Here is a 25,566-nt window from a genome sequence, read left to right as displayed (position 1 = left end):
TCTTAATATAAATAATGGTAATTGTTACTTCATTGCACTTATCTTCAAAAATGATACATTTTAAATACCTGCGATGATAATTTATACTAAATATTATTTTTTATTTAAATGTTTATGATAGCAATTACTCAATTAAACAAAGGGAGATAAAAATGGAAAAAGAACAAGTTTTGGGAAGAAATCAGATTTTTAAAACCGATACAAAGTCATTAATCGGTTCAGTAGTTATGGGCATTGTTTTTGTACTGGCTTGTCAGATTACAGGCCAGATTGACAATCTTTTGCCTTGGGGAAAAATGGGAATGTACCTGATCAACGGAACAGTATGGGCCTTTTTCACCGGTCTGTTGACTTTATTGTATAAGCAGCCAGGTGGCTTAATTGCAGCAGAGGTAGAGGCAGTTATTTCTGTACTTTATTCACCGCTATGGATTGCATTTGTTTTCGCCAACGGAGTAGCTTCCATATGGGTATCCTTGATTGCCTCAAAGTATGATATGACAAAATGGTCTCATCATATTATGGCTCAAGGTGGGGTATGCATTCTTGGAAATTTGATCGTTGCAGTTGGTCTTGTTCTTATTCTTGGCGTACCTGTTAATGTAGCAATTATTGAAACTCTAATTTTAATAGCTGTAAACTGGGTGTTTTCAACCCTTGCAACGAAAGTTGCATATGAAGCTATTATGAAGTCTGGTCTAATTAAATAATTCAAATATTATTAATACGAAAAAACTTAGCTTTGGTATTAGATTCAATAATCTAGTGCCAAAGCATTTCGATTTTAAAAGACAAAGTAAGGAGAACAATAGTGAGTCAGGATTTACGAGACTTTTTAAAAGATTTAGAAAATGACGGTGAAATCATTCACGTCACTGAAGAAGTTAAAAGAAACTATGAAATTAGTACTTTTATGATGGAATTGGAAAAAAAACATCAGTTTCCGGTGATGTGGTTCGACAATGTGGAAGAAAGCGATTTTCCAGTGGTTACGAATATTCTTGGTACAAAAGAACGTTTCGCAAGAGGTATGAAGGTAAAAGCTTCTGAAGTTTCAGAAGCTTTTGGAGAAAAAATCAAAGATCGGTTTGATGATCTGAAAATCATCGATAATCCTCCATGTAATGCGAATATTATTGAAGGAGATGATGTAGATCTTACTAAACTGCCAATTCTTAAACATTTTCCGATCGATGCTGCCCCATACATCACATCGGGACTATGTGTGGCTAAAGATCCAGAATCTGGGGCAGAAACATTAGGATACCATCGTCTTCAATTAAAAGGCAAAAACAAATTGGGGATTTCATTCCATTCACGTCAAAGAATGTGGGAATACTTTAGACGTAGTGAAGAACGCGGTGAAAATATGAAAGCAGCTATTTGCATCGGTGTTCATCCTAATATTTCATTAGGTTCACAAGCTTCTGTTCCTTATCATTTAGGAAAATTTGGTGCGATTGGCGGATTATTTGGTGAACCGCTTGAAGTTTCACCCTGTCATACCATCGATTTAAATATTCCGACATACGCTGAATTTGTACTGGAAGGGGAAGTATTGGCCAATGTTAGAGAGCCAGAAGGTCCATTTGCCGAGTATACAAATTATGCCTGTTTTAGAAGTACCGAGAATGTTTTTCAGGTTAATGCAATTAGATACAGGGAAAACGCGATTTTTCACGATATAACCCCTGCGATGAGCAGTGAACATATCACGATTGTCTCAATTCAACGAGAAGGCGATATTGAGAAATTTTTAAAACAGAATTTGCCTAATATTAAAGCAGTTCATTCACCGCTTTCATCCTGCGGTATATTTCACTGTTATGTATCGATGAAAAAAACAGCTGAAGGTCAGGCGCAACAAGTAATTCTGACAACATTAGGAATGGATCATCATATAAAAATGGTTGTCGTTGTCGATGAAGATGTAGATGTCTTTAATGAACAGGAAGTCCTATGGGCCATGGCAACTCGACTCCAGGCAGATCGGGGCGTTATGGTGTTCCCAAATATGATGGGTGAAACCCTCGATCCATCCACTGATGAGCTAAGTCGAACGGCCAAATTAGGAATCGATGCTACCAAGCCCTTGAGCGGTTTCTCTCCTAAAATCGATATTGATGAAAATGTCATATCTGATGTACAGCGTTTATTCAAATACGTAAAATAAACATAAATAAAAAGAAGGTTTAGAAATGATAAAAATTGCAATTGATACAGGTGGTACTTTTACTGATTTTACTTCTGTTGGTAGCTTGAAAAACGGAGACGAAAAAAAAATTGCCGTTAAGAACCCAACTAATCATACTTTTCCGGCCAAGGGAATTCTCGAGGGACTCTATGAACTGGCTGATTCATGGGGGACTACTCTCAGTGAGCTATTAGAAAAGACTGAAAAGATTTCTCTCGGAACTACATTGGCATTAAATGCTTTACTGGAAAAGAAAGGTGTCAAAACCGCTTTATTTACCACTGCCGGTTTTCGTGATGCACTGGAAATTAGACGTTCTCAATTGTCTAATCAATGGGATCTGGCAATTAAAACACCTGAAGTTCTTGTTCCCCGCCGGCTAAGATTTGGCATTGAAGAGCGTTTGGATTACAAAGGTGATGTCATAAAATGTTTAAATCGCGAAGCCGTTATTTCTGCCTGTCATTCGTGTCAGGATGCTGGCGTAAAAGCAATTGCAGTTTCATATCTTTTTTCATTTCTAAACCCTGAGCATGAAAAGCAAACTGCTGAAATTATCAGAACAGAATGTCCTGAAATTTTTGTATCTCTTTCATCAGATGTTTCACCGCGAATCAGAGAATACGAACGTACCACAACAACCGTTATTAATGCCTATTGCACTCCAGTGTTATCCGATTATCTCTCGGAAATAAAAAGAGAATTAAACACTCTGGGTTGGAATCGGCCACTCTATATTATGAAAAACAGTGGTGGTCTTAGTGATACAATCGACACAAAAGAATTTGGCGTAAAGACACTTTTATCAGGTCCGGCCGGTGGTGCAGTAGGTAACGAAAGCCTTTCAAAACTGCTTAAAAGAACACATTGCGTTTTAGCGGATATGGGAGGAACGAGTTTTGATCTTCATGTTGTTAGTGATGAAAAAACTCAACTTGCTTCTCAAACTGAACTGGAAGGATATCCTTTAACAATACCGATGATTGATATTCATTCAATTGGTGCCGGTGGGGGAAGTATTGTTCAAGTTGCAGATGGCGGACAGGTTAATGTAGGTCCTGATTCTGCAGGTTCTGTCCCTGGTCCGGCATGCTACAATCTAGGTGGTGAAGCTCCAACAGTTACTGATGCACTTCTGGTTCTCGGACTGATTAATGCTGAACGTTTTCTCGGAGGGAAAATGCGTTTATCGGCTGAATTGGCAGAATCAGCAATAAAAAAGAAAATTGCTGAACCTCTTGGAATTTCTGTTAGTGAAGCAGCCAGAATGATCTATACTATTGCAGCCGAAATGATGGCTGATGCCATGCGGCTTGTAACTACACAAAAGGGAAATGATCCTCGTAAATACAGTCTAATCAGTGCAGGTGGAGCATTTGGATTATTTGCAGCACGTGTAATGGAATCACTTAATATGCAAGAAATTATAATCCCAGTGCAAGGTCCTGTCTTTTGCTCATGGGGAATGCTTGGTGCATCATGCCGAACAGATCTTACTGCTAGTGTCATTATGGAAAAAAAGAATTTTGATGCAAAGAAACTTAATATCAAATTACAGGAAATGCAAGCTGATGGGAAACAGCATTTATCTAGACTAGGGGTTGATTATGATCGGCAGGAATTTGATTTAACCCTGGAAATGCGCTATGTCAGCCAGCATCATGAAATTAGTGTCCCTTGGACAAAAGCTCATTTTGAACAGACAGACATTCTTGAGGTTGAAATGGCTTTTTATGATGCACACCAGGCGATATATGAATATGCTGAAAGAGATAAAGAATGGGAAATTATTGATCTTCATTTGGCCTGTTCTGAGGCTAAAAACGATAATACACTTTTCCCTTTAAACAACTCCACAAATAAGCAAAACAAGCATTTGGTATCAGGAGAGATTTTTGGATTAAAAGACGATATCGAAGTTGCTTCGATCAATGAAGCGTGTCTGCAGAATGGATTTACAGGTCCAGCGCTGATCGACTTAACCTACACAACTATCGTTGTTCCTGCAGGCTTCTTTTGTCAACAGGAGGAGGACGGTGTTATTATTATGCGAAAGGAGCAAACGAATGGATTTACGAACTGAAACGATTATTAACAGAACCGTGATTTTGAATCGTCTTGATAGTATCACCAAAGAAATGGGGATTGCACTTGAGCGTTCTGCTCACTCTCCAATTTTTGCAGAAGCCTGTGACTTTGCCTGCTGCATATGTGATGCAAATGGCGAACTTGTCTCTCAGCTTAATGGTATTCCAATTTTAGCAACTGCAGGTTCTTTTAGTGTTAAAGCAGTTATTCGCAAATTTGGACACAAAATTCATGATGGTGATGTGTTTATTATCAATGATCCATATAATGGTGGAAATCATTTGCCTGATATTGGTATTATTACGCCTGTTTTTTCGCATGATGAACTACTATTCTTCTGTGTAAGTCGAGCGCATCATGGCGACATTGGCGGCTCAACAGCAGGTAGTTACAACCCTAAAGCGACGGAAATTTATCAGGAAGGAATTAGAATTCCACCAACTCGCCTGATGAAAAACAATGAAATGCTAGAGGATATTCTTGACCTGATTCGTATCAACACCCGTAATCCAGAGATGCTCACCAGCGATTTTTTAGCACAAATAGGCTCAAATCGCCTAGCTGCGAAGAGAATTCAAGAGATGCTTTTATCCTTTTCTCCTGAAATTGTTAAAAATGCTGTTCATGATTCTTTAAAAATGGCTGCTGATTTAACTAAAAAAAGAATCAGTCAAGTTCCCGATGGAATTTACCGAGCCTACGATTTTATAGATGATGATGGTTTTCAGAAGGAACCGATACGAATAGAAGTGGCTGTCAAAATCACCGGTGATCAGATGCTAATAGATTTTCAGGGGACTGATAATCAGGTAACAGGTTTTATTAATACCTCAGTTGTAACCGCAACTTGTGCCTCTGGGATAGCCGCCCTTTGGTTTTTAGGGAAAGATATTCCTCGGAATGGCGGTGCATTTGGTTGTATTAACGTTAATCTACCCAAAGGTTCTTTGGTTAACCCTAACCTTCCGGCACCTATGACACTTTGCACATTAACACCTGCCAGTGAAATAATTGGAACTATCTTTAAAGCCCTGGATCAGGCCGAAACAGGAAGAGTTTCAGCAGGTTACCATCGTTATCTGGGTCCGTCCTTCTATGGTGTTGATCCGAGAAACGATCGGTATTTTGTTGGCTTTTCCTTTTGTTCATTAGGTAGTGGTGGAGCAATGGAAGGACATGACGGAAAGCCTTATATGGCGACTTTGTCGAATTTTGGCGGCGTCAAAGCACCTAATATTGAATCGAATGAGGTTCAATACCCCCATTTAACACTTTACCATGAAATGGACCCTGATACTGCAGGAGCTGGAGAATATCGCGGAGGTTGCGGTATGAAATATGCTTTCCAGGTAACTGCTGACCGAACTGATATTGTGAATTTTGGGGATGGCATTAAACACGCTCCTTATGGATTAAGAGGTGGAAAATCAGGGAGTTTAAATCGCAGTGTTTTTGTCAGTCAGGGAAAAGAAGTTATTATGGAAAGCAAAGAAGCTCCAAGAAAAGCAGTTAAAGGCGATCAGATTTATTTGAATACCAGCGGTGGAGGTGGTTGGGGAGACCCTCTAAAACGTTCCCCAGAAAAGGTTTATAATGATGTACTTGATGGTATTATCTCGAATGAGTCTGCTGAAAAAATATATGGTGTCATTATCGATGAGTCAGGTATCAATATGAAAAAAACTTTAGAACGGAGAAAATCCTCATGAAAATTGCGTTGGGCATTACTGGCGCTTCTGGTGTGATCTATGGAATTCGCCTTCTTGAGTCATTAGCTAAAACTGACCATCATGTATCCTTAGTGATTAGTGAATGGGGAGCAAAAACCATTGAACTGGAAACTCAATATTCTATAGAATCTGTTACTGATTTAGCAGATGCCGTTTATGAAAGTACAGACATGGCTGCCGCTGTTTCAAGTGGTTCATACGGCATTGATAAGACAATCGTCTCTCCTTGCAGCATGAAGACTCTTGCTGGAATTGCAAATGGATTTAGCGATAATTTAATTGTACGAATGAGCGACGTCGCATTAAAAGAAAGAAAGCCACTCATTCTAATGACCAGGGAAACACCTTTGACAATTATACATTTGCGTAATATGACAACAGTCACAGAAGCCGGCGGAATTATTCTTCCTCCTATGCCAGCCTTTTATCATCATCCTCAAACCATAGATGAACTGATCAATCAGAGTGTTGGAAAAGTTTTTGACTTACTTGGCATTTCCCACTCCTTATTCGAAAGATGGGGACATGAGTCGTGAATTTATCTGTAGGCATAGGTGAAACAACCCTATATTATAAAGTCACACAAATAGGTTCTGATTATTTGGTGATCCTAACTGGCGGTGAATCACACATCGGCTGCACTGCTATTGGAGATAGTGGTCGAGTCGTGAGTTATACACCATTACATCATCGTGATGATACACTTGCTATTCCATTAGCTAAAGCAATTTCTGAAAGACATCAATGCATTTGCACAGTAGTGGCCGGTTTTCATCTGGATAACATCACAAGAGATCAAATTAAAGAAATTGTAAAAAATTCTGAAATAGGGGTTGAAAATTTACTTGATTTGATTGAAAAAGAGTCTTTTTTTGATGAGGCCCAATAAGTTAGACACTATTGCGTAGTAGTTATCAACTGCTGCGCAATTTTTTATTATGCCAATCTTCAAAAAATCTATTAAACAAATCGCATAATTTGTATAAATAACAGACAAAATTAGTTATTTGTATAAATACAGATACACCATTAAATGCTATACTCCTTTAGATAATTGAAAGGAGTTCAAATGAAAAAAATAAGCAAAAAAAAGATTCTGCCATTGATTGTTATTATTGGCGTAATTATTATTCCACTAATGTATAGTTTTTTTTATCTTTGTGCTTTCTGGGATCCATATTCCAGACTAGATACCCTACCAATAGCAGTTGTTAATTTAGATCAAGGCGCTATTATAAATGGAACGCAAAGAAATTTGGGGGAAGAATTCATCGATGAATTATCTGAAGACAACTCATTTGATTATGTGATAACTAATGAAAAAGATGGACGATTTGGAACAGAAAATTCTGAATATTATGCTTTGATTTTAGTACCACAAGAGTTTACAGCAGACATCGCTTCAGCAGGAGATATTAATAAGCAGACAGCAAATATCATATTTTCGTCAAATGAAAAGAAAAATTATCTTGCAAGTCAGATTCTAAGTCGAGCAGAGCTGGAAATGGAATCAAGTCTAAGAGAAAGCATTTCAGCAGAGATAGTTGACAACCTAACCGCAGAAATTGAAGAAGTTCCAGACCAGTTAAATACACTCGATGATGGTCTACAAGATCTTTCAGATGGTTCCAGTCAACTTGTCACTGGTACTGAGAGCATAGCATCCGGAAGCCAGTCGCTAGAATCGGGGGCTTATAAACTGGCAACAGGAACAAATGAATTAGAAGCCGGAACTGAAGAATTCAGCACCCAATTTGCGCTTTTTAATGATGGTTTATCAACTCTTGAAAATGGTTCAAGCCAAATTAATAATGGTGCTCAAAACTTGTCTGACGGTAGTTTGCAATTAAACTCAGCGATTGAAACGTATAGTGCAGGTGTAGAACAGCTAATAACTAATGTAGGTTCAACCTCATCATTTATAGAATCGTTTGTATATAGTCACCCTGAGTTAATGAATGATCCGCAATTTGCAGCGTTTATCGCAAATCTTTCTTCTGAAGATAATATTTCTAGTCTTGCACAGCTAGAAACCGCAGGTCAACAGCTAACACAGGTTTCACAAGCTATAGCAGAAGGTGCATCATTACTTGCGGCAGGAACAGAAAATTTAAATAGTGGCATGATTGAAGTAAAATCAGCATCTGAACAATTGGCTACTGCGGCAGGTGATATTTCTAATGGTGCTTCCCAACTATCTAAAGGTGCTGATACACTAGCTACAGGAGCTAGTACATTATCTGCAGGTGTGGATGAGCTTACAGACGGACAAACACAACTGAATGCTGGTATAACCGAAGCTCAAAATGGAGTGCAAACTGCTATAAACAATGCGAATGCAGAATTGCCGAAACTGGAAGGTATCAATGAATTTGTAAGCGAACCAGTGAGTATTGAAGATGACATTATCGAACCAATAGATAATTACGGAACCTATTTTTCCCCGTATTTTATGTCTTTATCATTGTGGGTAGGCGCACTGATTATTTTCTTTGGAATCTATTTTGACGCTGATCAAAAATTTAGAATATTGTCCAGAGAGTCTTCTCAAAAGACACTCCGTAGCTTTATCTATTTATTTCTTGGTTTCTGTCAGGCCATTCTTTTAGGTTTAATTATAAAATACGCCTTGGGTCTTGAAATTGAACATAACGGCTTATATTTTATTTCAATCTGTCTGGTATCAATGGTGTTCCTATCCATTGTTCAGTTTTGTATAGTCCATATGGGTGATATTGGCAAATTTGTGTCTCTGGCATTATTGATTCTTCAGCTCACCTCATGCGGAGGAACCTTTCCGATTGAAACGGTACCAAAATTTTTCCAGATATTATATCCTTATATGCCAATGACCTATTCCGTTATCGTCTTTAAAGACACAATTACTGGTCAGATTAGTAATGATTTTTGGCGTTCTTTTGGAATTTTGCTAATATTTTTGTTAGTATTTTTTACCGCCACCCTAATACTGTCATTTCTAAAGAAACGATTAAAAGAAAAAAGAGCGTATTCTATCAATGTCTAATTAACTAACTATAACTAGAATCCGTTTACAGGTTTTACTTTGATATGATAAATGATATAATATTTGTATTATATCCGAGGTGCATCATGTCAGATTCTTCAATAACCAAAATTGCAATTGCTGAAGCTTTTAAATTTTTACTTAAAAGCAAAACCCCTGAGAAGATTACTATTTCAGAAATTACAGCTCATTGCGGTTTAAATCGTCAAACTTTTTATTATCATTTTCAGGATAAATATGACTTAATTAACTGGATCGTATATCATGAAGGAATTCTTGTTATAAAAGAAGGTTTAACCATTGAAAACTGGGATCATAAAGTATTTGATTTATTATCAATTATGAAAAACGATCATTTGTTTTACCAAAAGACTTTAAAAAATACTGAAGGTTCTGAGTTTCAAAATTATTTATTCTCTGTAACTACTGAAATTTTTGTTGCGATGATTGATTCTATTGGCCAAATTTCAACTACTGTTGATAAAAATCAGTTAAAAATAGATGATCAAAAGAAGCAGTTCATTGCTGAATTTCTTTCTTACGGAGTGGTTGGAATGATAGTTTCCTGGGCTAAAAATGGTATGCGCCAAAGTCCTGCAGAAATTACAGAGAGTATTAGGGAAATTATCAGTGGTTCTAAATTATATGCTGCTTCGAGCTTTTTTCAACTAGATAGATAGTTGGTAATTACGACAGATTAGACGTTAAAGTTCAAATTGCTAAACTAATTAATTTTTTAGAGCAGGCCTTCCTGCTCTTTTTTTAATCTAAAAATCAAAGTTCATGTTATAAAATTGCGTTATGAATTTGTGTCGTTTTTAAATCATGAGAAAAGTTTGCTTCTAGAATAAATCCATTCTTCTGGATAAGTTTGTATTTCGCTAAGTAGAATCTCTAAAAAGTCTAGGTTTGCCTTATCACTCCATTGGTTTGTAAATTCTTTAGATGTGTTTTGCTCAAAAAATTCACAAACATCCTGTTTTGATTTTACAAGCAGCTTAGATTTACTTATTATAATTCCATCCCGAATAAAAAAAAGCTTGGAACCGCCGTTAACAGGTATGCACAGAATAAATTCTTCTGCTAAAAGCTTGGGTATCTTAAAAAGAATTCTACTGATTGTTTCTAGTCTTTTAAAAATATCACGATAAACTGCCGCCTGTTCAAACTGGTGTTTTTCAGCTGTTAGCATCATTTTTTCTTTAATAATTGATATCAATTGATTCATTTCAAAAGAAGAAGAAAATATCGAAATCAGATTATCACGATTCTCGAAAAACTCTGAAACGTTTAATCCTTTTGGTAATATCTGATAATCTAATTCAAACTGACCAGATTTATATATAATGGGGAATAAGTGTGAAAAATTTGTTATGAAATTATTTACCTGGTTTCGGCTTCGAAATGGTCCATAGGTATTTTCACTATATTCATCCATAATAGTCAGAGGTTGTTGTCTTGGGTTATCAGTTATTTTTAAATATGTATAACGGCTATCATTCTTCATTTGAGTATTGAAGTGTGGTTTAAGTGATTTGATCATTTCGCATTCCAGCAAACGTGCTTCAAGATGGGTATCTGTCATTGTAAAAGAAAAGTCTGTTACCAATCCCATCATTTGTTCAATCTTATATGATTTCTTGGATTTATTAAAATAAGTCCTGACTCGTTTATTCAAATCCATGCTCTTACCGACATATAAAATCTGACCACTCTTATTATACATCTGATAAATACCAGCTCGATGTGGTACTGTTTTTAATTTGTTATTAAGTTCAGACATATTAATCTCCTAAAACTGATTATGATAATGTTTAATAAAAGTATTGATAACTAATGTATACTCAATTTAACCATCAAATTCTGAAACATTTCTTGAGGCCTAGAATAATTCTTAGTTATTAATGAAAATAAAAAATATGTTTGATATACTTGACAAACTATCTTAAATCAGCTATAGTAGTTCTGAAGAGAAATACTACTTGATTGTCTGTTTAATATAGAGAGGACTGATAAAATGGATATTATTGAACAATTGATGCAGTTTGGCTTAACCCGTCATGAAGCATCCATATATCTGGCTTTATTAACAAATGGTCCCCTCAATGGATATGAGACAGCTAAGATTACAGGGATTGCCCGTTCAAACACTTATTCTTCACTTGCATCACTAGTTGAAAAAGGTGGCGCATATACAATTGAAGAAACAGCAATCAGGTATTGTCCTGTTGCGGTTAAAGATTTTTGTGAAAATAAGATTAAGCGGCTTCAAAAAATTGAAGATGATTTGATCAGTAATGCTCCAGATAAAATTGATACTACAGATGGTTATATAACCATAAAAGGGGAAAATAATATTCTGGATAAGCTTCGAAACATGATATTGAATGCTAAGGAACGAGTATATCTATCAGTGTCTGATTCGATCCTTGAAATCTTACTTCCTGAGCTTGAAACATCGATAGTTCGAAAAATCAAAGTCGTATTGATTACCAGCAAAAACATAAAAATAGAGGGCGCCATAATTTATCATGCTGAAGAGCCCTTAAATCAAATCAGGTTAATTGTTGATTCAACCAATGTTTTAACAGGTGATCTTAATTATGGAGATCAGTCTACCTGTCTCTACTCAAGAAAGAAAAACCTTATAGATTTATTTAAAGATTCAATGAAAAATGAAATAAAATTAATTGAGATAATGAAAGGGAATTAATATGAAAAAACCGTTTGTGACAAAAGAACAACTTGAAACTATCGTTAGTGAATATCCAACCCCTTTTCATCTATATGATGAAAAAGGTATTCGGGAGAATGTAAGAAATCTTCAAAAAGCGTTTTCTTGGAATCCTGGTTATAAAGAGTATTTCGCTGTTAAAGCGACTCCAAACCCTACAATACTTGATATATTAAAAGAAGAGGGATGCGGAGTTGACTGCTCATCATTAACGGAGTTGATGCTATCGGATACTGTCGGTTTTACAGGTGAGGATATTATGTTTACCTCCAATGTAACACCGCGTGAAGATTTTGCTTTAGCACGAAAATTAAATGCACTCATTACTCTTGATGATATTACCCATATTGATTATCTGGAAGAAATTGCGGGACTACCTGAAACAATTAGTTTGCGATTTAATCCTGGTGGTAACTTCGTTATTGATAATGCGATTATGGATACCCCTCAAGATGCAAAATATGGTCTGACTCGAGAACAGATGTCTGAAGCTGTAAAAATTCTGATGGGGAAAGGCGTTAAACATTTTGGAATCCACGCTTTTTTAGCTAGTAACACAATTGCTAATGAATATTATCCTGCACTTGCTAGAATTCTTTTTGAAACTGCCGTAGAGTTAAAAAAAGAAACAGATGCACACTTCTCATTCATTAATTTATCTGGCGGGGTTGGAATTCCATATCGACCAGAACAGGAAGCCACCAATATTTTCGAAGTTGGCGAAGGTGTGAAAAAAGCATTTGAAGATGTTTTAGTTCCAGAAGGAATGGATGATATTAACATCTATACTGAGTTGGGCCGTTACGTGTTAGCACCGTTTGGACATCTTGTAGCCAGAGTACTTCATGAAAAACATATACACAAAGAATATATTGGTTTAGATGCCTGTGCTGCCAACTTGATGCGTCCCGCAATGTATGGCGCATACCATCACATAACAGTAATGGGTAAAGAGGGTGCTCCTTTAGATCACATTTATGATGTAACGGGTGGCTTATGTGAAAATAATGATAAATTTGCTATCGATCGAGAACTTCCAGAAATAGAAATTGGCGATTTAGTCGTTCTTCATGATACAGGCGCTCATGGTTTTGCAATGGGCTATAATTACAATGGTAAACTGCGCTCTGCTGAAGTACTGTTAAAAGAAGATGGAAGTACAGAATTAATCAGACGGGCAGAAACACCAGCCGATTATTTTGGTACCCTTGATTTTTCCAAATGGGAAAAATAGCAATTATTTAAATTTGAAAGGAAAGAAAAATGGCACATATTAATGAAAATTATTTAAAATTACCCGGCAGTTATTTATTCTCTGAAATTGCCAGACGAGTCAATGTTTTTAAAGATGAAAATCCAGATGCGAATATTATTCGCTTGGGTATAGGTGATGTCACAAAGCCTCTACCGGAAGCAGTTATCAAAGAACTTCATGCGGCAGTTGACGAAATGGCTGATGCAAGTACCTTTAGAGGGTATGGACCAGAACAGGGATATGATTTTTTAATCGAAAAAATCATTGAATTCGATTTTGCACCTTTTGGGGTTAATCTATCTGTTGACGAAGTCTTTGTCAGTGATGGATCAAAAAGCGATACTGCTAATATACAAGAGATTTTTGGTATTGATAATACGATTGCCATTACCGATCCAGTCTATCCAGTTTATGTTGATAGTAATGTTATGGCAGGGCGAAGTGGTAATTTAGGAACTGATGGTATGTGGTCAGACATGGTATATATTCCCTGTACCGCTGAAAATGGATTTATTCCTGAATTGCCAACTGAAAAGGTTGATCTGATTTATCTTTGTTTCCCAAACAATCCTACAGGGACAACAATTTCTAAGGAAGAACTAAAGAAATGGGTTGATTATGCAAAAGAAAATCAGGCAATCATCCTCTACGACGCTGCGTATGAAGCGTACATAACTGAAGCCGAAGTTCCACACTCAATTTACGAAATAGAAGGTGCAAAGGAAGTAGCCATCGAATTTAGAAGTTTTTCTAAAAACGCCGGTTTTACAGGAACTCGATGCTCATATACAGTTGTTCCTAAAGAATGTATGGGCTTTACAGCTGCAGGTGAAGCCATTTCTCTAAATGGTTTATGGAACAGAAGACAATGTACAAAATTCAACGGGACGCCGTATATTATTCAAAAGGGAGCTGAAGCAGTATATACACCAGCAGGTCAGTCACAAATTAAAACACTTGTAGACTATTATATGTCTAATGCCAAACTCATACGTGAAGGGGTTGCAAGTACAGGTATTGAGGTGTTTGGTGGAATCAATGCTCCTTATATCTGGCTTAAGACACCAGAAGGTCTGGATTCTTGGGCATTCTTCGATAAGTTACTAAATGAAGTTAACATTGTCGGAACTCCGGGTGCTGGTTTTGGTCCAAGTGGCGAGGGCTACTTTAGACTCACAGCATTTGGTACAAAAGAAAATACTGAAGAAGCAATCGAAAGATTCGCAAAAAAGTTTAAAATATAGGGATAATAAAGGCTTCAGCTTGAAAACAGCTGAAGCCTTTTATTATAATATACTGGGATTAAAGCGACTCTCTTAATCGCTTATATTTTCGTTATCTTCCTTATCATCAACCAAAAGTTCAAAAAGAATATCAAACATAAATCCTTTTGCGGACGAAAGTGCTTCGTTATGGGCAAACATGGCCAGTTTGTGATAATCAATATAGCCTTCTTCATTCGCATAGGGTTCTAAACGCTCCAGGTAATAATTTTCACTGAGTACTTCTTCATGTCTTTCCTGAACTTCATTAAAAATTTTAATTAATTCTTCACTTTTCATATGTCTCGTCTGTTTTTTGCAAGTTCTTTTTGCAGAAAGTTGCAAGTGAAAAATACAGAATGTTGCATTCTGGAAAATCCATAGTTTTGCAAACTGAAATACAAAGCAATTTCAGCAGAAATTACCGCATTGCAGGCAATGTTTGTCAGTTTTTCGGCTGATTCTCCGAAATCGATCGATATAAGTCATTAATGCTGGATTCTCGCATCCGGTTACTGGGACCCGGGAATAAAATCAGATGACAGTGATGCAGCAACCGATCCAGCATGGCAGCCGTCATCTGTTCATCATAAAGGACATTGACCCATCGGGAAAATTCCAGATTGGTATTAAGAATAATACTTCTGTTCTGATAACAGTCGGAGATAATCTCAAACAGCAGCTGGGAGCCCGTCCGATCCAGCGGCACATAGCCATATTCATCGAGAATAAGCAACTCAGCTTTATTCAGTTTTTTAAGAAAAGCAGTCAATGTTCCGGCTGCTTTTGCTTCAGAAAGCTTATTGACCAGTGCCGCTGTTCGAAAAAATTTAACTGGTATACCCTGAAGGCAGGCTGCCACACCAAGGGCGGTTGACAACATGGTTTTACCGGTTCCGGTACCGCCGTACATGATGATATTTTTGTGGTCATTAATAAAAGCAAGTGATTTCAGGCTTTCAGGGGTCAGATCCGCAGGCAGCGTGATTTCGTCAAAGCGGTAGCCTTCAAAAGTCTGACGGCTGTAGAATCCGGCACTGTTGACCAGCTTTTCAGTCCGGGAGATCTCCCGATACTGGAGTTCCTCGCTGAGAATCCGGTACAGATATTCCTGATGACTGTCACCTTCGGCAGTCTGAGCCAATTCGGCCAGGTTCCGGCTGAGACGCAGTTTCCGGCAGCATTCAGAGATTTCATTGTCAAGCATGGGGGCTAACCTCCTTCTGATTAAGTAGCCGGTCATAAGCATCCAGATTCGGCATCAGCGGCTGCATTTGAGGAATTCCGGGCTGCAGATTCATGGCCGGAAGTTCAGGAACATCGGCATACAGCCTCCGGTAGAGACTTGCAAGACTGTCAGCATCCTTTACCTGACAGGCAATGGCATGATCGACTGTATTCAGAGCGCTCTCAAAACCGGATCGATTGGTCAGTTCTGAAAGCAGTCTGATGACCTGAGCGGTTTCACTGTCTGAGCAGGAGGCCAAAAAAGACCGCATGGTTTCGGGCATCATTTCATAAATTCCCGAATATTTGACCGCTCGTGGTCGCTGAGATAACTGCTTCAGATAGGGCAGCCAGTCCATCTGTTCCTGTTTGCTGTCACCGTATAATCGTCGATGGCGGACGATTTCTCTAAAGTTTTCATCCTGAATGATAACAGCAGCTGACGTCAGTACCAGATGAACCGAACACTGGGCATATTTAGGGGCCACTGAATAGGCATGCCTGCCTTTATTCAGATAAACCTTTGCCCATTTGTCGGCTTTCAGGGTCTTATGCCCATTAAGATTAAAAGGAACAGACGGCAATTCGCGCGATGCCTTCAGATCAGCCTGAAAACGCGATTCAATCGTCTCATCGTACCGGTAATGATCCCGCTGTGCATCCTCCTCGCATTGATTAAACAAACCACGATTATAATCCGGCAGTGACAGAAAGTGCGGAACCGGCACCAGAAAGTTACGGCGCTGATAGCCGACCTTGTTCTCAACATTGCCTTTTTCATGGCCTTCGTTTGGATTCATGAAGACTGCCTTGAAACCGTAATGTTCCCGGAAACGCTCGAATTTTTCGGTGAGTTTACGCCCACCGCCACGGATAATGTCCGTAACAATAACTTTTGTGTTGTCAAACCAGAGTTCAGCCGGAACACACCCGATATGCCGAAAGATGGCATCAAGTCCTTCCAGCAGGCATTCCATGTTTTCGCCGTAGAACAGCTGAAGATAACCTTTGTTGCTGTACGGAAAAGAGACCTCCAGGTATTTTCCGGTCAGCTTGCGGCCATTTTCATAAAATTCAGCAGTGCCAAAATCGACCTGCGCTTCGCCTGGTTGATGTACCAGTGGCAGAAATGCTTTTGGGTTCTGTTTAAAAATTTCTTTGTGTTTTTCTGCATAATAACTGGCAACGGTCCGATAGGAACAGTCAAAACCGGGTGTTTCTTTCTGCAGACGTTCAAACACCCGTTTGGCGGTATGACGCTGTTTTCTGGGAGCAGATTTGTCATTGAGCAGCCATTCATCGATGATCGCTTTATAAGGTTCTAACTTGGGACAGAATTTTTTTTCAACTGCCGGCCTGGGTGCCGGTTCGTTGAAATCCGTCTGATCAATATATTTGCGGACAGTCCGCCAGTCCATGTGCAGTGCTTCAGCGATTTGTGAAATATTTTCCCCTTTCTCATAAAACCGAAATCTGATATCATGTATTTGATCCATTGTGAGCATTCTCCATTTCCTCCTTGTTCTTTGGTCAGATACAAGGATATTTGATTTGAGTTTTGCCCGCAATGGATTTTTGCATTATTCTGGATTTTGCAGCTTGCAATACTCTGGATTTTGCTTTTGCAACTTTCTGTATTTATAGCTTACACTAAACAGTCTCGTCCTTTTCAAAATTTCAGTTATACTGATAATCTCATTATAACGAGTTTATTTGTAGTATTCAAATATTTTATCATATTTTTTATGTTAATACTCTTTCTGGGTATATAAGTCATAAATGGAAATATTTTTCACAGAAAATTCTATATGAAAGACTAACTATTAAAAGTCAAGTCTAAATTGACATTATTTGAATGAATTGCAGAAATGCAGTTCAGATAAGTTAAGAACTGAAAATGAGTTAACTGAACATTGAAAACTGCATGACAAAAAGAGCATCTTTGCAGGTGCTCAAAAAAGAGATATTTATTAAAAAAATCTAAGCTGATTTAATGTATGTTTGCCCAGATCTTTCCAACTGGTAAATGACTCTTACAAGCTTTTTGGCCGCGTGAGATATTGCGACATTGTAGTGTTTTCCTTCAGAACGTTTCTTTGCAAGATAAGCTGCAAATATTGGATCCCAGTTACAAACAAATTTAGTTGCATTAAATAATGCATAGCGAAGATATCTGGAGCCTCGTTTCTCCATATGGGAATAGGCACCATCAAGTTGTCCTGATTGGTAAGTTGATGGCGACAGACCAGCATAAGCAAGTATTTTGTCAGGAGTATCAAAGCGTTTAAAATCACCGATTTCAGCAATAATCATAGCCCCCATACGATAACTGATTCCAGGAATGCTAAGAATGGGAGAATTTATTTCATCAATTATGATTTTGATTTCAGATTCTATTTCATCAATTTCACAATCAAGTTCCTGAATAAGCTTAATGGTGTGTTTTAGTTCCAGTGATTTAGCCGGCATATTTGAGCCAATAGAAGTTCTAGCGGCTTCTCTGAAACGAACAGCGGTATCTTTGGAATATCGACCTTTAGAGGCTGTTTCAATGAGTTTGGAAAGCCGCGTAAGGTGAGCAGACGCAACAGCACTAGCACCCGGGAATTCAGAAAGCAATGCATAAACAGAAGTTAAATGAAGAGTAGGAACAAGTTTTTCCAATTCAGGGAAAAGAATTGTAACAAGTCTGGAAATAGATTGTTTAAGTTTCGAACGTTGCTTTACTTTATCAAAACGATAGCGGGTTAATGACTTCAATTCTTCATTGTGGTAAGATGTGTCTGAGTAGGACTTTAAGTTCACATCAGACATAATCATAGAAGCAATTGTTCGGGCATCTACCTTATCCGTTTTCGTCTGTCTAAGGCTTAGACTTTTTCTGTACAGATTGGTATGTAACGGATTGATAACATAGGTGGCGAGACCTTTATCAACGAGATAACCGAGAAGATTGTAACTGTAATGTCCTGTGGCTTCCAGCCCTACTTTTACTTTAGTTAAATCTTCTGCAACAGAGGAAATCTTCTGAAAAAAATCATCAAAACCATCACGGTTGTTCATAATGGTAAAGGCTTTAAAGAGTATCTCTCCATCTGAGTTAGTAATAAAGCAATCATGCTTATCTTTAGCAACATCAATTCCTGCATAAATCATAACAGTTCTCCTTGAATAAATTTAATACTGTTTGGAACCCACGGGTACTCCCTGCGATTGTAACCTCGTTCTAAATAAACCGTCATGCGGTATCTAACTGATTAACAAATATACAAAGAGCCTGTGGTTGGAGCCTTTCGAAAACCATCTAGTGGTAGGAGATGAGAACCAATCCACAGTATCTCCAAAAAGTATAGCATACAGTCCTTGGAGAGGGACTATAAACACTACTACTATATAATACGAGGAGATTTCTATGGACAAAAAATTTTCATCTAAAGCATTAAGCGCTAACCTGTCCCAAACTAGAGATACAAATATTATTATTCCCGAAAGGCAACAATGGTTTGGAGAATTATCAAAAGAATATATTGGAATTTACAATCGTATCCATGAATTTCTCATTGAATTGAACCACAGTTATTGTGATAAAAATTATGTTATTAATACATTACAAATTATTTGTTTAGATGATAGCTGGATATATGAAAAAATGGAAGAATCTGAACAAGCCTACACATTTATGGTTAAAATAATAAACCAGGTTTACAGTTTAAAACTTAATGACCAGCAACTTGAGCATTTGATACAAATCCATATTCGATTTATTGATCGTCTTGCGGGCTTTAAGAAAGTTCCGCTAGCAGCGATTAATGAACTAATTATTCTTTTCGAAAATAATCTAAGTGATTATCAAATCATATATCTTAAAAACTCTGGTTTATTAAGCATAAGTTTCGAAAAAGTTAGTAGCTTTCAAGAATTCTCAAACCAAATCGTTCAGATTATGAAAGATATCCTATTGCGTTGTATAAATTTCTGGGAAGAATCAACCAAAGCCGAACAATGGTTTGAAACAAAAAAGGACTTATTTATCCATGTCGATAAGAATAAAATTAGGGAAATTGGAAAGCCTTTTTTTAATCATCTTAAACAAAAATGTCGTGATGCAAACACCTTTTCCAAGCTCAAGTCTCAGTGGTACTACAATGATATAGCAAACCATTTCAGAGGATTTAGCAATAAATTTGAATCTCATCATGAAAGCATTTATTATTTAATATATCTATTGCACTTGCCCGGAATGATTCCCTTTAAGGATCACCTAATCTATGATATGAATCGCAATCTACGAAATATATTTGACGAACCTGAAACGATTGATGAATTTTCATTTTTGGATACCCTATTTTGTGAATTTAACGCACTCATCGAAATGCATGGTGATATGGTTCTCGACTGTATTAAGACCCTTGGGACCGAAATTATTAAAACAAAAGATTCCCTGAGTATCAATTATTTTGTGGAATCATTAATTAAACTAGGCTTCGTATACCCTGGAAGGCTTGTTCTAAATGAAGATTGGCAAATTTTAGGACATTTTAACCATGTTAAAAATATTCGTATATGGATGGAACTGATTGAACAAGACCCAAAAGTTATGCGAGAACTGCTAGCTGCATTGATCGTTAATTTAAAATTAGGAGGAATATTTATATCCGATACTGACCTCTTTCAAAGAGATGTTACAAAGCTCTTAAATGTCAATATTGAACCAGTTTATCGAGATATTAAACAGTTGGCAAGAATATTCCCAGTTTATTTTCGTGAAATCGGAGCCGAAGGTGAATTAAGAGATGCAACAACAGAAATCGATGAGTTATCACGACGAAAGGACCGGCTAATACATTTTTTAAGAAAACAAATTCATATTGAAAGTAATAATACGCATATAGAATTGACGAAAAGAATAATTAATTACTGGTATGATGGTAATAGAGAACCACTAAAAAGTATAATACCAAAGGACATTTATAAAAACCTTGATAATGATGGAGTATGGTATAAAGGCGTCCATGATGCAATAAAAAAAATATGTTTAAGATTATCCTTAAATCCCAATCAAGTATTGACTAAAAATATTGAGTATTTGATTGCTAACTCAGACAAGTTTGAAGCAGATCAAAATATGGATTATCGCCGAGTTTTTCTGATATTTAATGTGTATTTTTATTTACTCGAAAAATATTCTTTAGAAGCTGATGATGTCTTCAAAATACTTCATCCATATAACTTAAATCTCGTAAAAGAACGCGACCTGTTAAAAAAATGTTTTAATGATAATGACAATTATGGCTCTATAAAAGCTATTTATCAAATTATGCATCGTTTAAAAACTGTCATAACCGAGAAAAAAGCTAGTGAAGCGAATGAAAATATCTACTACAAACGTCATATAGCCGCAGATATCCCTTCAATGTATGGTGAGTACGTCGAAGCAAAGTTTGACGCATTAGGACTAACATATCGTCTAGAAAAATTTGTATCTAAACTTATGCGAAAAATTACCCAACCATTTAAAGCTGAATATGTTACTGTGAAAACATTCCGTAATATACATCAGATTTTGCTTCTTTTTCAGGAGGGGCTTGAACTTGATGGGATTGTCAATCAAGGATTTAATTCACATTTAGATATGTTAAAATACGGACTTGTTTCACCAAGTTTTTCGATTGAACAGTATATTAACTTATTTTCGTTCATGGCGAATGATATTCGTCAAATTATTCAAGAATACTTTTATGATTTATTCAAAAAACCGCTTAATGTGATAATACCTCAAATTAGTGAAAACTTAGATGCGGAAACAAAGGGATTCAAGCATATGCAATCGGAGAGATTTTTAAGGGATAACCTGGCAACTGCCTTCTTGATTCAGGACCTGGATAATTTTATAACTGATATTATTAGTAGTTTAAGACATTTAGTATTAAATTATTCTGAACAAAGCCTGAAAAGTATGTTGACATATGATCCTGATATCTCTTTCGATTTATTAACTGAGAAAACAGATAACATTGATAATCCTGTTTTCCTTGGCGCAAAAGCTTTTTTTCTTAAAAAACTGATTTCATATAAATTTAATGTGCCTGCTGGTTTTGTTTTGACAACAGAAGTTTTCAGACACAAAGATATTATCAATAAACATCCTATCATTCAGGAGGATTTTAATGCACAACTATCATATTATTTAACTAGAATTGAAAACTTTACTGGTAAGAAATTTGGCTGTTCAAATAATCCGATTTTCTACTCAATTCGCTCTGGTTCTTCAATTTCATTACCAGGTGCCATGAAAACATTTTTAAATGTTGGGATGAATGATGAAATAGCTTTAGCTTTTAGTCAAAAGTCTGGGTTTGAATGGACTGCCTGGGATTGTTATCGACGTTTCCTTCAAAGTTGGGGCATGGCCTTTGGTTTAAATCGTGATATTTTTGATGATATTATTTCAGAAAATAAAACTAAAAATGGTATCCAATTGAAAATTGATTTTACACCACTACAAATGAAAAATATTGCATTCGAGTATAAACAGGTATTATCCGATTATCATATTGAATTTGAAAATGACCCATTTATTCAACTCAAACAAGCAATTTCTGCCGTTCTTGAATCCTGGTCTTCAGAAAGTGCTAAATCCTATCGCAATCACCTGCAAATTGCAGATGACTGGGGAACTGCTGTAATTGTTCAGCAAATGGTTATGGGTAATCAATCGGTTAATTCTGGTACAGGTGTAGTTTTTACCAGCAGTCCCTTTTCCGATGAACCTGGTGTAAATTTATATGGTGATTTTTCGCTATGCTCTCAAGGAGAGGATGTTGTTTCAGGGCTGGTAAGTACATTACCAATTAGTGAAGCACAAAGAAACCATTATAAAGAAGGGACTTTTTCTCTTGAAAGTCGATTCCCCGAAATTTTCAAACAACTAGCAGAGTATGCAAACCGTTTAATTAATCAGTACGGTTATGTTCACCAGGAAATTGAATTTACTTTTGAATCTGAAAATCCCAAAGATTTATATATTCTACAAACAAGAAACCAGAAAATCAGAAAAAAAGAGTCCGTAAGCTACTTTATTCCATCACCGCAAGAAATGGAACTCGTAGGGCATGGGATTGGAATGAGTCACGAAGTACTTTCCGGATATCTGGCTTTTGATCTTGATGATATAAATAGAATCAGATCATTTAAAAGTAACAGGCCAGTAATATTGATCAGACCAGACACCGTTCCAGACGATATTCCGCTTATCTTTTCCTGTGATGGGTTAATTACAGCTAAAGGAGGGGTAACATCTCATGCAGCTGTAACAGCCGTTAGTATCGGCAAAGTATGTATTGTTCAATGTCGTGGACTTATCGTAGATGACCAAAATAATGTGTGTCGAATTAACGACTTTGTTTTCCGTTCCTGTGAACCTATTTCAATTGATGGAAATCTAGGTAATATTTATCGGGGTATCTATTCAATTGGAATTCGCGAAGAATAAAGTTTATCTATGAAAAAATCTATTCGTAAATATTAAATATATACAAATTTAAATTGACCATCGTTTTCATTCGTGTTAGACTATAAATGAAATAAATGCGCGCATATTCTAATTTCCAATACATGGAGGCTAAGATGTTATCAATTAGGCAGAACTTACTGGAAACAATTAATGGTGGTAATCCGGATAGATTTGTAAAACAGTACGAATTTCTGGATTTAATTATGGAAGCGCCGATTCTCGATTTTGGAATTGCAGGCCCCGGTTCAATAGGTAAAAATGGTTGGGGGGTTACTATACAATGGCTTGAGGGACAACCGGGTCCATTCCCAGTTCATGATGAAGAACACATTGTATTGAAAGATATTACAAAGTGGAAAGAACAGGTTAAGATGCCTTCACTAGAGAGACCGCAAGAGGCTTGGGAAGCAGCTATTCAACATGCTAACGCCATTGATCGCAGTGAAAAATTTGTCACTTCTTGCTATTTTACCGGGATATTTGAACAACTGCATTATCTGATGGGGATGGAAAATGCTTTAATGGCTTTCTACGAAGAACCTGAAGCGCTACATGAATTAATTGATTATTTAGTTGAATACGAAATTAATTTTGCTAAAGAGTCAATTAAATATTTACATCCAGATGCATTGTTTCACCATGATGATTGGGGAACACAAAAATCAACGTTTATTTCGCCTGAGATGTTTGCTGAATTTATTGAGCCCGCATATAAAAAAATTTATGGCTATTACAAAGAAAATGGAGTTGAAGTCATTGTTCATCATTGTGATAGTTATGCAGCAACTTTTGTACCTTCAATGATAGAGATGGGACTGGATATCTGGCAGGGCTGTATGTCTACTAATAATGTGCCAGATTTAGTAAAAGAATTTGGTGGAAAAATTTCATTTATGGGCGATATCGATAATGGCAAACTTGATAAACCCAACTGGACCCAAGAAGAAATAAAACTGAATGTAGATCGGGCTTGTAAAGAATGTGGAAAACTTTATTACATTCCCTGCCTGGTCATGGGGGGACCAGAATCCTTATTCCCAGGAGTATATGATGCAGTAAATAAAGAAATTGATCAAATGAGCAAGGAATTGTTTTAAAAGGACTGGTAAAAATAAGGCAAACATTTTAAACATAGGAAAACCTATTTTGAAATGTTTGCCTTTTCATTTAAATTCGTAGATTCTTTTAAATAATATATCTAGTTAATTCTTTGTGACAGACTCTTTCATCCGATTGAGTAGATTGAAACCAACAAAAGCCACAAGTGAAAGCACCAATAATCCGACTGAAGCAATCATATATTTTGCATTTAAACTGTTAGTTCCAAACTGGCTAGCGATTGGGTTTATAATAAGAGGGGAAAGAAACATACCAAGATTAACTGAAGCAGTGACAATTGCGATTGCTGTTGCACAAAGTTTTGGTGTAACTGCATTTGCCGCTATGAATGTCCCAGAAGGCATAATTGAAGCAATTGCAAAGCCGCCACATGCAGCTGCAACAAATAAAATTGGAAGGTTTCCACCGAAAGCAACTAATCCCATCCCAATTCCTATAACTAGTAGTGCAAAGGGAAGTGTTTGTTTTTTGAAAATTCTTTGTATTAAGCCAAAAAGAATACCTGTCAGCATCCCCGCGCCTGAGAAGACAGTATTAATCAATCCCACTGTAGACGCATTACCAAAGCTATTCTCAACGACGACAGAAGCTATATTAGCCTGAAACACAAACTGAAATACTCCGAAAAAAAAGAAAACAAATGCCGTAAAAAACACCGTCCCATTAAGTTTACCTGCACTCCCCATTTCATCGATATGGTGCGGATGAACAGGATCCTCCTTTGGAAGCGTTTTTATGATAATAATCATAACCGGAATAAAAAATAAATACACCAGATAAGAATAATTCCATTGAATACCGGCTAGCATTCCAGCAAGAAAAGCTAAGACCATACCACCACCATTAACAAATGCAGATTGTAGTCCCATCATGGCACCACTTTCATCACCCTTAAAATAATCAGCTATCAATGCCATAGACATAGTCGAATTAATTCCTTGAGCGATACCAATCAATAAACTGGAAAATAATAAAATATAAATGCTGAATCCGCCAAAAAGAAAAGCGAAAGCTCCACCAGTAAAGCCCGAAATAAGACCAAAAATGATTATCTTACGCTTTGGAATTTTCATCGATAGGGGGCCAGAAGCAAAGGCAAAAACGACCCCAAGTAATGGTGGAATAGTTAGAATCATCTGCACCAATGAAGGGGCAGTACCAGAAAAATGTGCTTGAATATCAGCTAAAACTGCAGAAGCTGTCATCGATATCATACAAAGTGCGGATATTGATAAGATTGCTAATTTAATACTATTTGTTTTCAAAATCTCCTCCTCGGTTTATAATGACTAAATTATACCATAAAGAGCAAATTTAATCTCATTTAATATTAGTATTTTATTAAAATTTCTGCTAATTTTATTACTATTACCTACTTTCATATTATATAACCTTTTATTTTTATATTGCTCGGGATAA

At 36.7% G+C, this 25,566-nt stretch carries 19 protein-coding genes; 13 read left to right on the top strand and 6 right to left on the bottom strand.

The window, feature by feature from the left end:
- Positions 1–152 precede the first annotated feature (152 nt).
- From Q5O24_07685 to Q5O24_07650, 8 genes are all read left to right on the top strand, one after another.
- Complete coding sequence (locus tag Q5O24_07685; GenBank protein ID WKY49182.1) at positions 153–710, top strand: hypothetical protein; 558 nt, start codon at positions 153–155, stop codon at positions 708–710.
- A 101-nt stretch (positions 711–811) separates the two neighbouring features.
- Entirely contained in the window at positions 812–2,173 is a 1,362-nt protein-coding gene (locus tag Q5O24_07680; GenBank protein WKY49181.1) for a UbiD family decarboxylase, read from the top strand.
- A gap of 25 nt (positions 2,174–2,198) precedes the next feature.
- The gene (locus Q5O24_07675; protein ID WKY49180.1) at positions 2,199–4,277 is read left to right on the top strand and encodes a hydantoinase/oxoprolinase family protein; all 2,079 of its coding nucleotides are present in this window, start codon (positions 2,199–2,201) and stop codon (positions 4,275–4,277) included.
- A complete protein-coding gene (locus Q5O24_07670) occupies positions 4,261–5,991 on the top strand; it encodes a hydantoinase B/oxoprolinase family protein (protein WKY49179.1) in 1,731 nt (576 codons plus the stop codon). The genes Q5O24_07675 and Q5O24_07670 overlap by 17 nt, the downstream gene beginning before the upstream one ends.
- Entirely contained in the window at positions 5,988–6,548 is a 561-nt protein-coding gene (locus Q5O24_07665) for a UbiX family flavin prenyltransferase (GenBank protein WKY49178.1), read from the top strand. The genes Q5O24_07670 and Q5O24_07665 overlap by 4 nt, the downstream gene beginning before the upstream one ends.
- On the top strand, positions 6,545–6,901 hold the full coding sequence (locus Q5O24_07660) for a hypothetical protein (protein ID WKY49177.1): 357 nt from the start codon (positions 6,545–6,547) through the stop codon (positions 6,899–6,901). The genes Q5O24_07665 and Q5O24_07660 overlap by 4 nt, the downstream gene beginning before the upstream one ends.
- Positions 6,902–7,081: 180 nt before the next feature.
- Positions 7,082–9,037, top strand: a complete 1,956-nt coding sequence (locus Q5O24_07655; GenBank protein ID WKY49176.1) for a YhgE/Pip domain-containing protein — start codon at positions 7,082–7,084, stop codon at positions 9,035–9,037.
- An 86-nt stretch (positions 9,038–9,123) separates the two neighbouring features.
- Complete coding sequence (locus tag Q5O24_07650) at positions 9,124–9,717, top strand: TetR/AcrR family transcriptional regulator C-terminal domain-containing protein (GenBank protein WKY49175.1); 594 nt, start codon at positions 9,124–9,126, stop codon at positions 9,715–9,717.
- A 143-nt stretch (positions 9,718–9,860) separates the two neighbouring features.
- Here the strand turns inward: Q5O24_07650 and Q5O24_07645 are convergent, their stop codons facing one another.
- Positions 9,861–10,820: a GIY-YIG nuclease family protein gene (locus tag Q5O24_07645; protein WKY49174.1), complete on the bottom strand. Its 960-nt coding sequence runs from the start codon at positions 10,818–10,820 to the stop codon at positions 9,861–9,863.
- A gap of 234 nt (positions 10,821–11,054) precedes the next feature.
- Between Q5O24_07645 and Q5O24_07640 the strand changes: the two genes are divergently transcribed.
- The 3 genes from Q5O24_07640 to Q5O24_07630 are packed head-to-tail and all read left to right on the top strand — an operon-like array spanning position 11,055 to position 14,270.
- Positions 11,055–11,750 carry a helix-turn-helix domain-containing protein gene (locus Q5O24_07640; GenBank protein WKY49173.1) on the top strand — a complete coding sequence of 232 codons (696 nt, stop codon included), beginning with the start codon at positions 11,055–11,057 and terminating at the stop codon, positions 11,748–11,750.
- Between the two features lies 1 nt (position 11,751).
- Positions 11,752–13,005: a diaminopimelate decarboxylase gene (locus Q5O24_07635; protein WKY49172.1), complete on the top strand. Its 1,254-nt coding sequence runs from the start codon at positions 11,752–11,754 to the stop codon at positions 13,003–13,005.
- 29 nt (positions 13,006–13,034) lie between these two features.
- On the top strand, positions 13,035–14,270 hold the full coding sequence (locus Q5O24_07630) for an LL-diaminopimelate aminotransferase (protein ID WKY49171.1): 1,236 nt from the start codon (positions 13,035–13,037) through the stop codon (positions 14,268–14,270).
- A 72-nt stretch (positions 14,271–14,342) separates the two neighbouring features.
- Here the strand turns inward: Q5O24_07630 and Q5O24_07625 are convergent, their stop codons facing one another.
- From Q5O24_07625 to Q5O24_07610, 4 genes are all read right to left on the bottom strand, one after another.
- On the bottom strand, positions 14,343–14,588 hold the full coding sequence (locus Q5O24_07625) for a hypothetical protein (GenBank protein ID WKY49170.1): 246 nt from the start codon (positions 14,586–14,588) through the stop codon (positions 14,343–14,345).
- A gap of 145 nt (positions 14,589–14,733) precedes the next feature.
- The gene (gene istB / locus Q5O24_07620) at positions 14,734–15,495 is read right to left on the bottom strand and encodes an IS21-like element helper ATPase IstB (GenBank protein ID WKY49169.1); all 762 of its coding nucleotides are present in this window, start codon (positions 15,493–15,495) and stop codon (positions 14,734–14,736) included.
- Positions 15,488–17,011 (bottom strand): IS21 family transposase, encoded by a 1,524-nt coding sequence (istA, locus tag Q5O24_07615; protein ID WKY49168.1) that lies wholly within the window; start codon positions 17,009–17,011, stop codon positions 15,488–15,490. The genes istB and istA overlap by 8 nt, the downstream gene beginning before the upstream one ends.
- A 484-nt stretch (positions 17,012–17,495) precedes the next feature.
- A complete protein-coding gene (locus tag Q5O24_07610; protein WKY49167.1) occupies positions 17,496–18,671 on the bottom strand; it encodes an IS110 family transposase in 1,176 nt (391 codons plus the stop codon).
- Positions 18,672–18,927: 256 nt separating this feature from the next.
- Here Q5O24_07610 and Q5O24_07605 point away from each other — a divergent pair, with 256 nt between their 5' ends.
- Both Q5O24_07605 and Q5O24_07600 read left to right on the top strand, forming a co-directional pair.
- Positions 18,928–23,007, top strand: a complete 4,080-nt coding sequence (locus tag Q5O24_07605) for a PEP/pyruvate-binding domain-containing protein (protein WKY49166.1) — start codon at positions 18,928–18,930, stop codon at positions 23,005–23,007.
- Between the two features lie 134 nt (positions 23,008–23,141).
- Positions 23,142–24,125, top strand: coding sequence for a uroporphyrinogen decarboxylase family protein (locus Q5O24_07600; GenBank protein ID WKY49165.1), 984 nt, complete (start codon positions 23,142–23,144; stop codon positions 24,123–24,125).
- 105 nt (positions 24,126–24,230) lie between these two features.
- Here Q5O24_07600 and Q5O24_07595 read toward each other — a convergent pair whose 3' ends face one another.
- Complete coding sequence (locus Q5O24_07595) at positions 24,231–25,412, bottom strand: MFS transporter (protein WKY49164.1); 1,182 nt, start codon at positions 25,410–25,412, stop codon at positions 24,231–24,233.
- Positions 25,413–25,566 lie beyond the last annotated feature (154 nt).

It is taken from the genome of Eubacteriaceae bacterium ES3 (assembly GCA_030586155.1).
Lineage (GTDB): Bacteria > Bacillota > Clostridia > Eubacteriales > Eubacteriaceae > Acetobacterium.
Note: the sequence above shows the minus strand (reverse complement) of the source record. Positions and strands in the feature narration are given on the sequence as shown.

Bases quoted from the DNA above. Each gene is read 5' to 3' on its own strand.
- Q5O24_07685 (WKY49182.1), top strand. From the start codon at position 153: ATGGAAAAAGAACAAGTTTTGGGAAGAAATCAGATTTTTAAAACCGAT.
- Q5O24_07675 (WKY49180.1), top strand. From the start codon at position 2,199: ATGATAAAAATTGCAATTGATACAGGTGGTACTTTTACTGATTTTACT.
- Q5O24_07670 (WKY49179.1), top strand. From the start codon at position 4,261: ATGGATTTACGAACTGAAACGATTATTAACAGAACCGTGATTTTGAAT.
- Q5O24_07665 (WKY49178.1), top strand. From the start codon at position 5,988: ATGAAAATTGCGTTGGGCATTACTGGCGCTTCTGGTGTGATCTATGGA.
- Q5O24_07655 (WKY49176.1), top strand. From the start codon at position 7,082: ATGAAAAAAATAAGCAAAAAAAAGATTCTGCCATTGATTGTTATTATT.
- Q5O24_07650 (WKY49175.1), top strand. From the start codon at position 9,124: ATGTCAGATTCTTCAATAACCAAAATTGCAATTGCTGAAGCTTTTAAA.
- Q5O24_07645 (WKY49174.1), bottom strand. From the start codon at position 10,820: ATGTCTGAACTTAATAACAAATTAAAAACAGTACCACATCGAGCTGGT.
- Q5O24_07640 (WKY49173.1), top strand. From the start codon at position 11,055: ATGGATATTATTGAACAATTGATGCAGTTTGGCTTAACCCGTCATGAA.
- Q5O24_07635 (WKY49172.1), top strand. From the start codon at position 11,752: ATGAAAAAACCGTTTGTGACAAAAGAACAACTTGAAACTATCGTTAGT.
- Q5O24_07630 (WKY49171.1), top strand. From the start codon at position 13,035: ATGGCACATATTAATGAAAATTATTTAAAATTACCCGGCAGTTATTTA.
- Q5O24_07625 (WKY49170.1), bottom strand. From the start codon at position 14,588: ATGAAAAGTGAAGAATTAATTAAAATTTTTAATGAAGTTCAGGAAAGA.
- istB (WKY49169.1), bottom strand. From the start codon at position 15,495: ATGCTTGACAATGAAATCTCTGAATGCTGCCGGAAACTGCGTCTCAGC.
- istA (WKY49168.1), bottom strand. From the start codon at position 17,011: ATGGATCAAATACATGATATCAGATTTCGGTTTTATGAGAAAGGGGAA.
- Q5O24_07610 (WKY49167.1), bottom strand. From the start codon at position 18,671: ATGATTTATGCAGGAATTGATGTTGCTAAAGATAAGCATGATTGCTTT.
- Q5O24_07605 (WKY49166.1), top strand. From the start codon at position 18,928: ATGGACAAAAAATTTTCATCTAAAGCATTAAGCGCTAACCTGTCCCAA.
- Q5O24_07600 (WKY49165.1), top strand. From the start codon at position 23,142: ATGTTATCAATTAGGCAGAACTTACTGGAAACAATTAATGGTGGTAAT.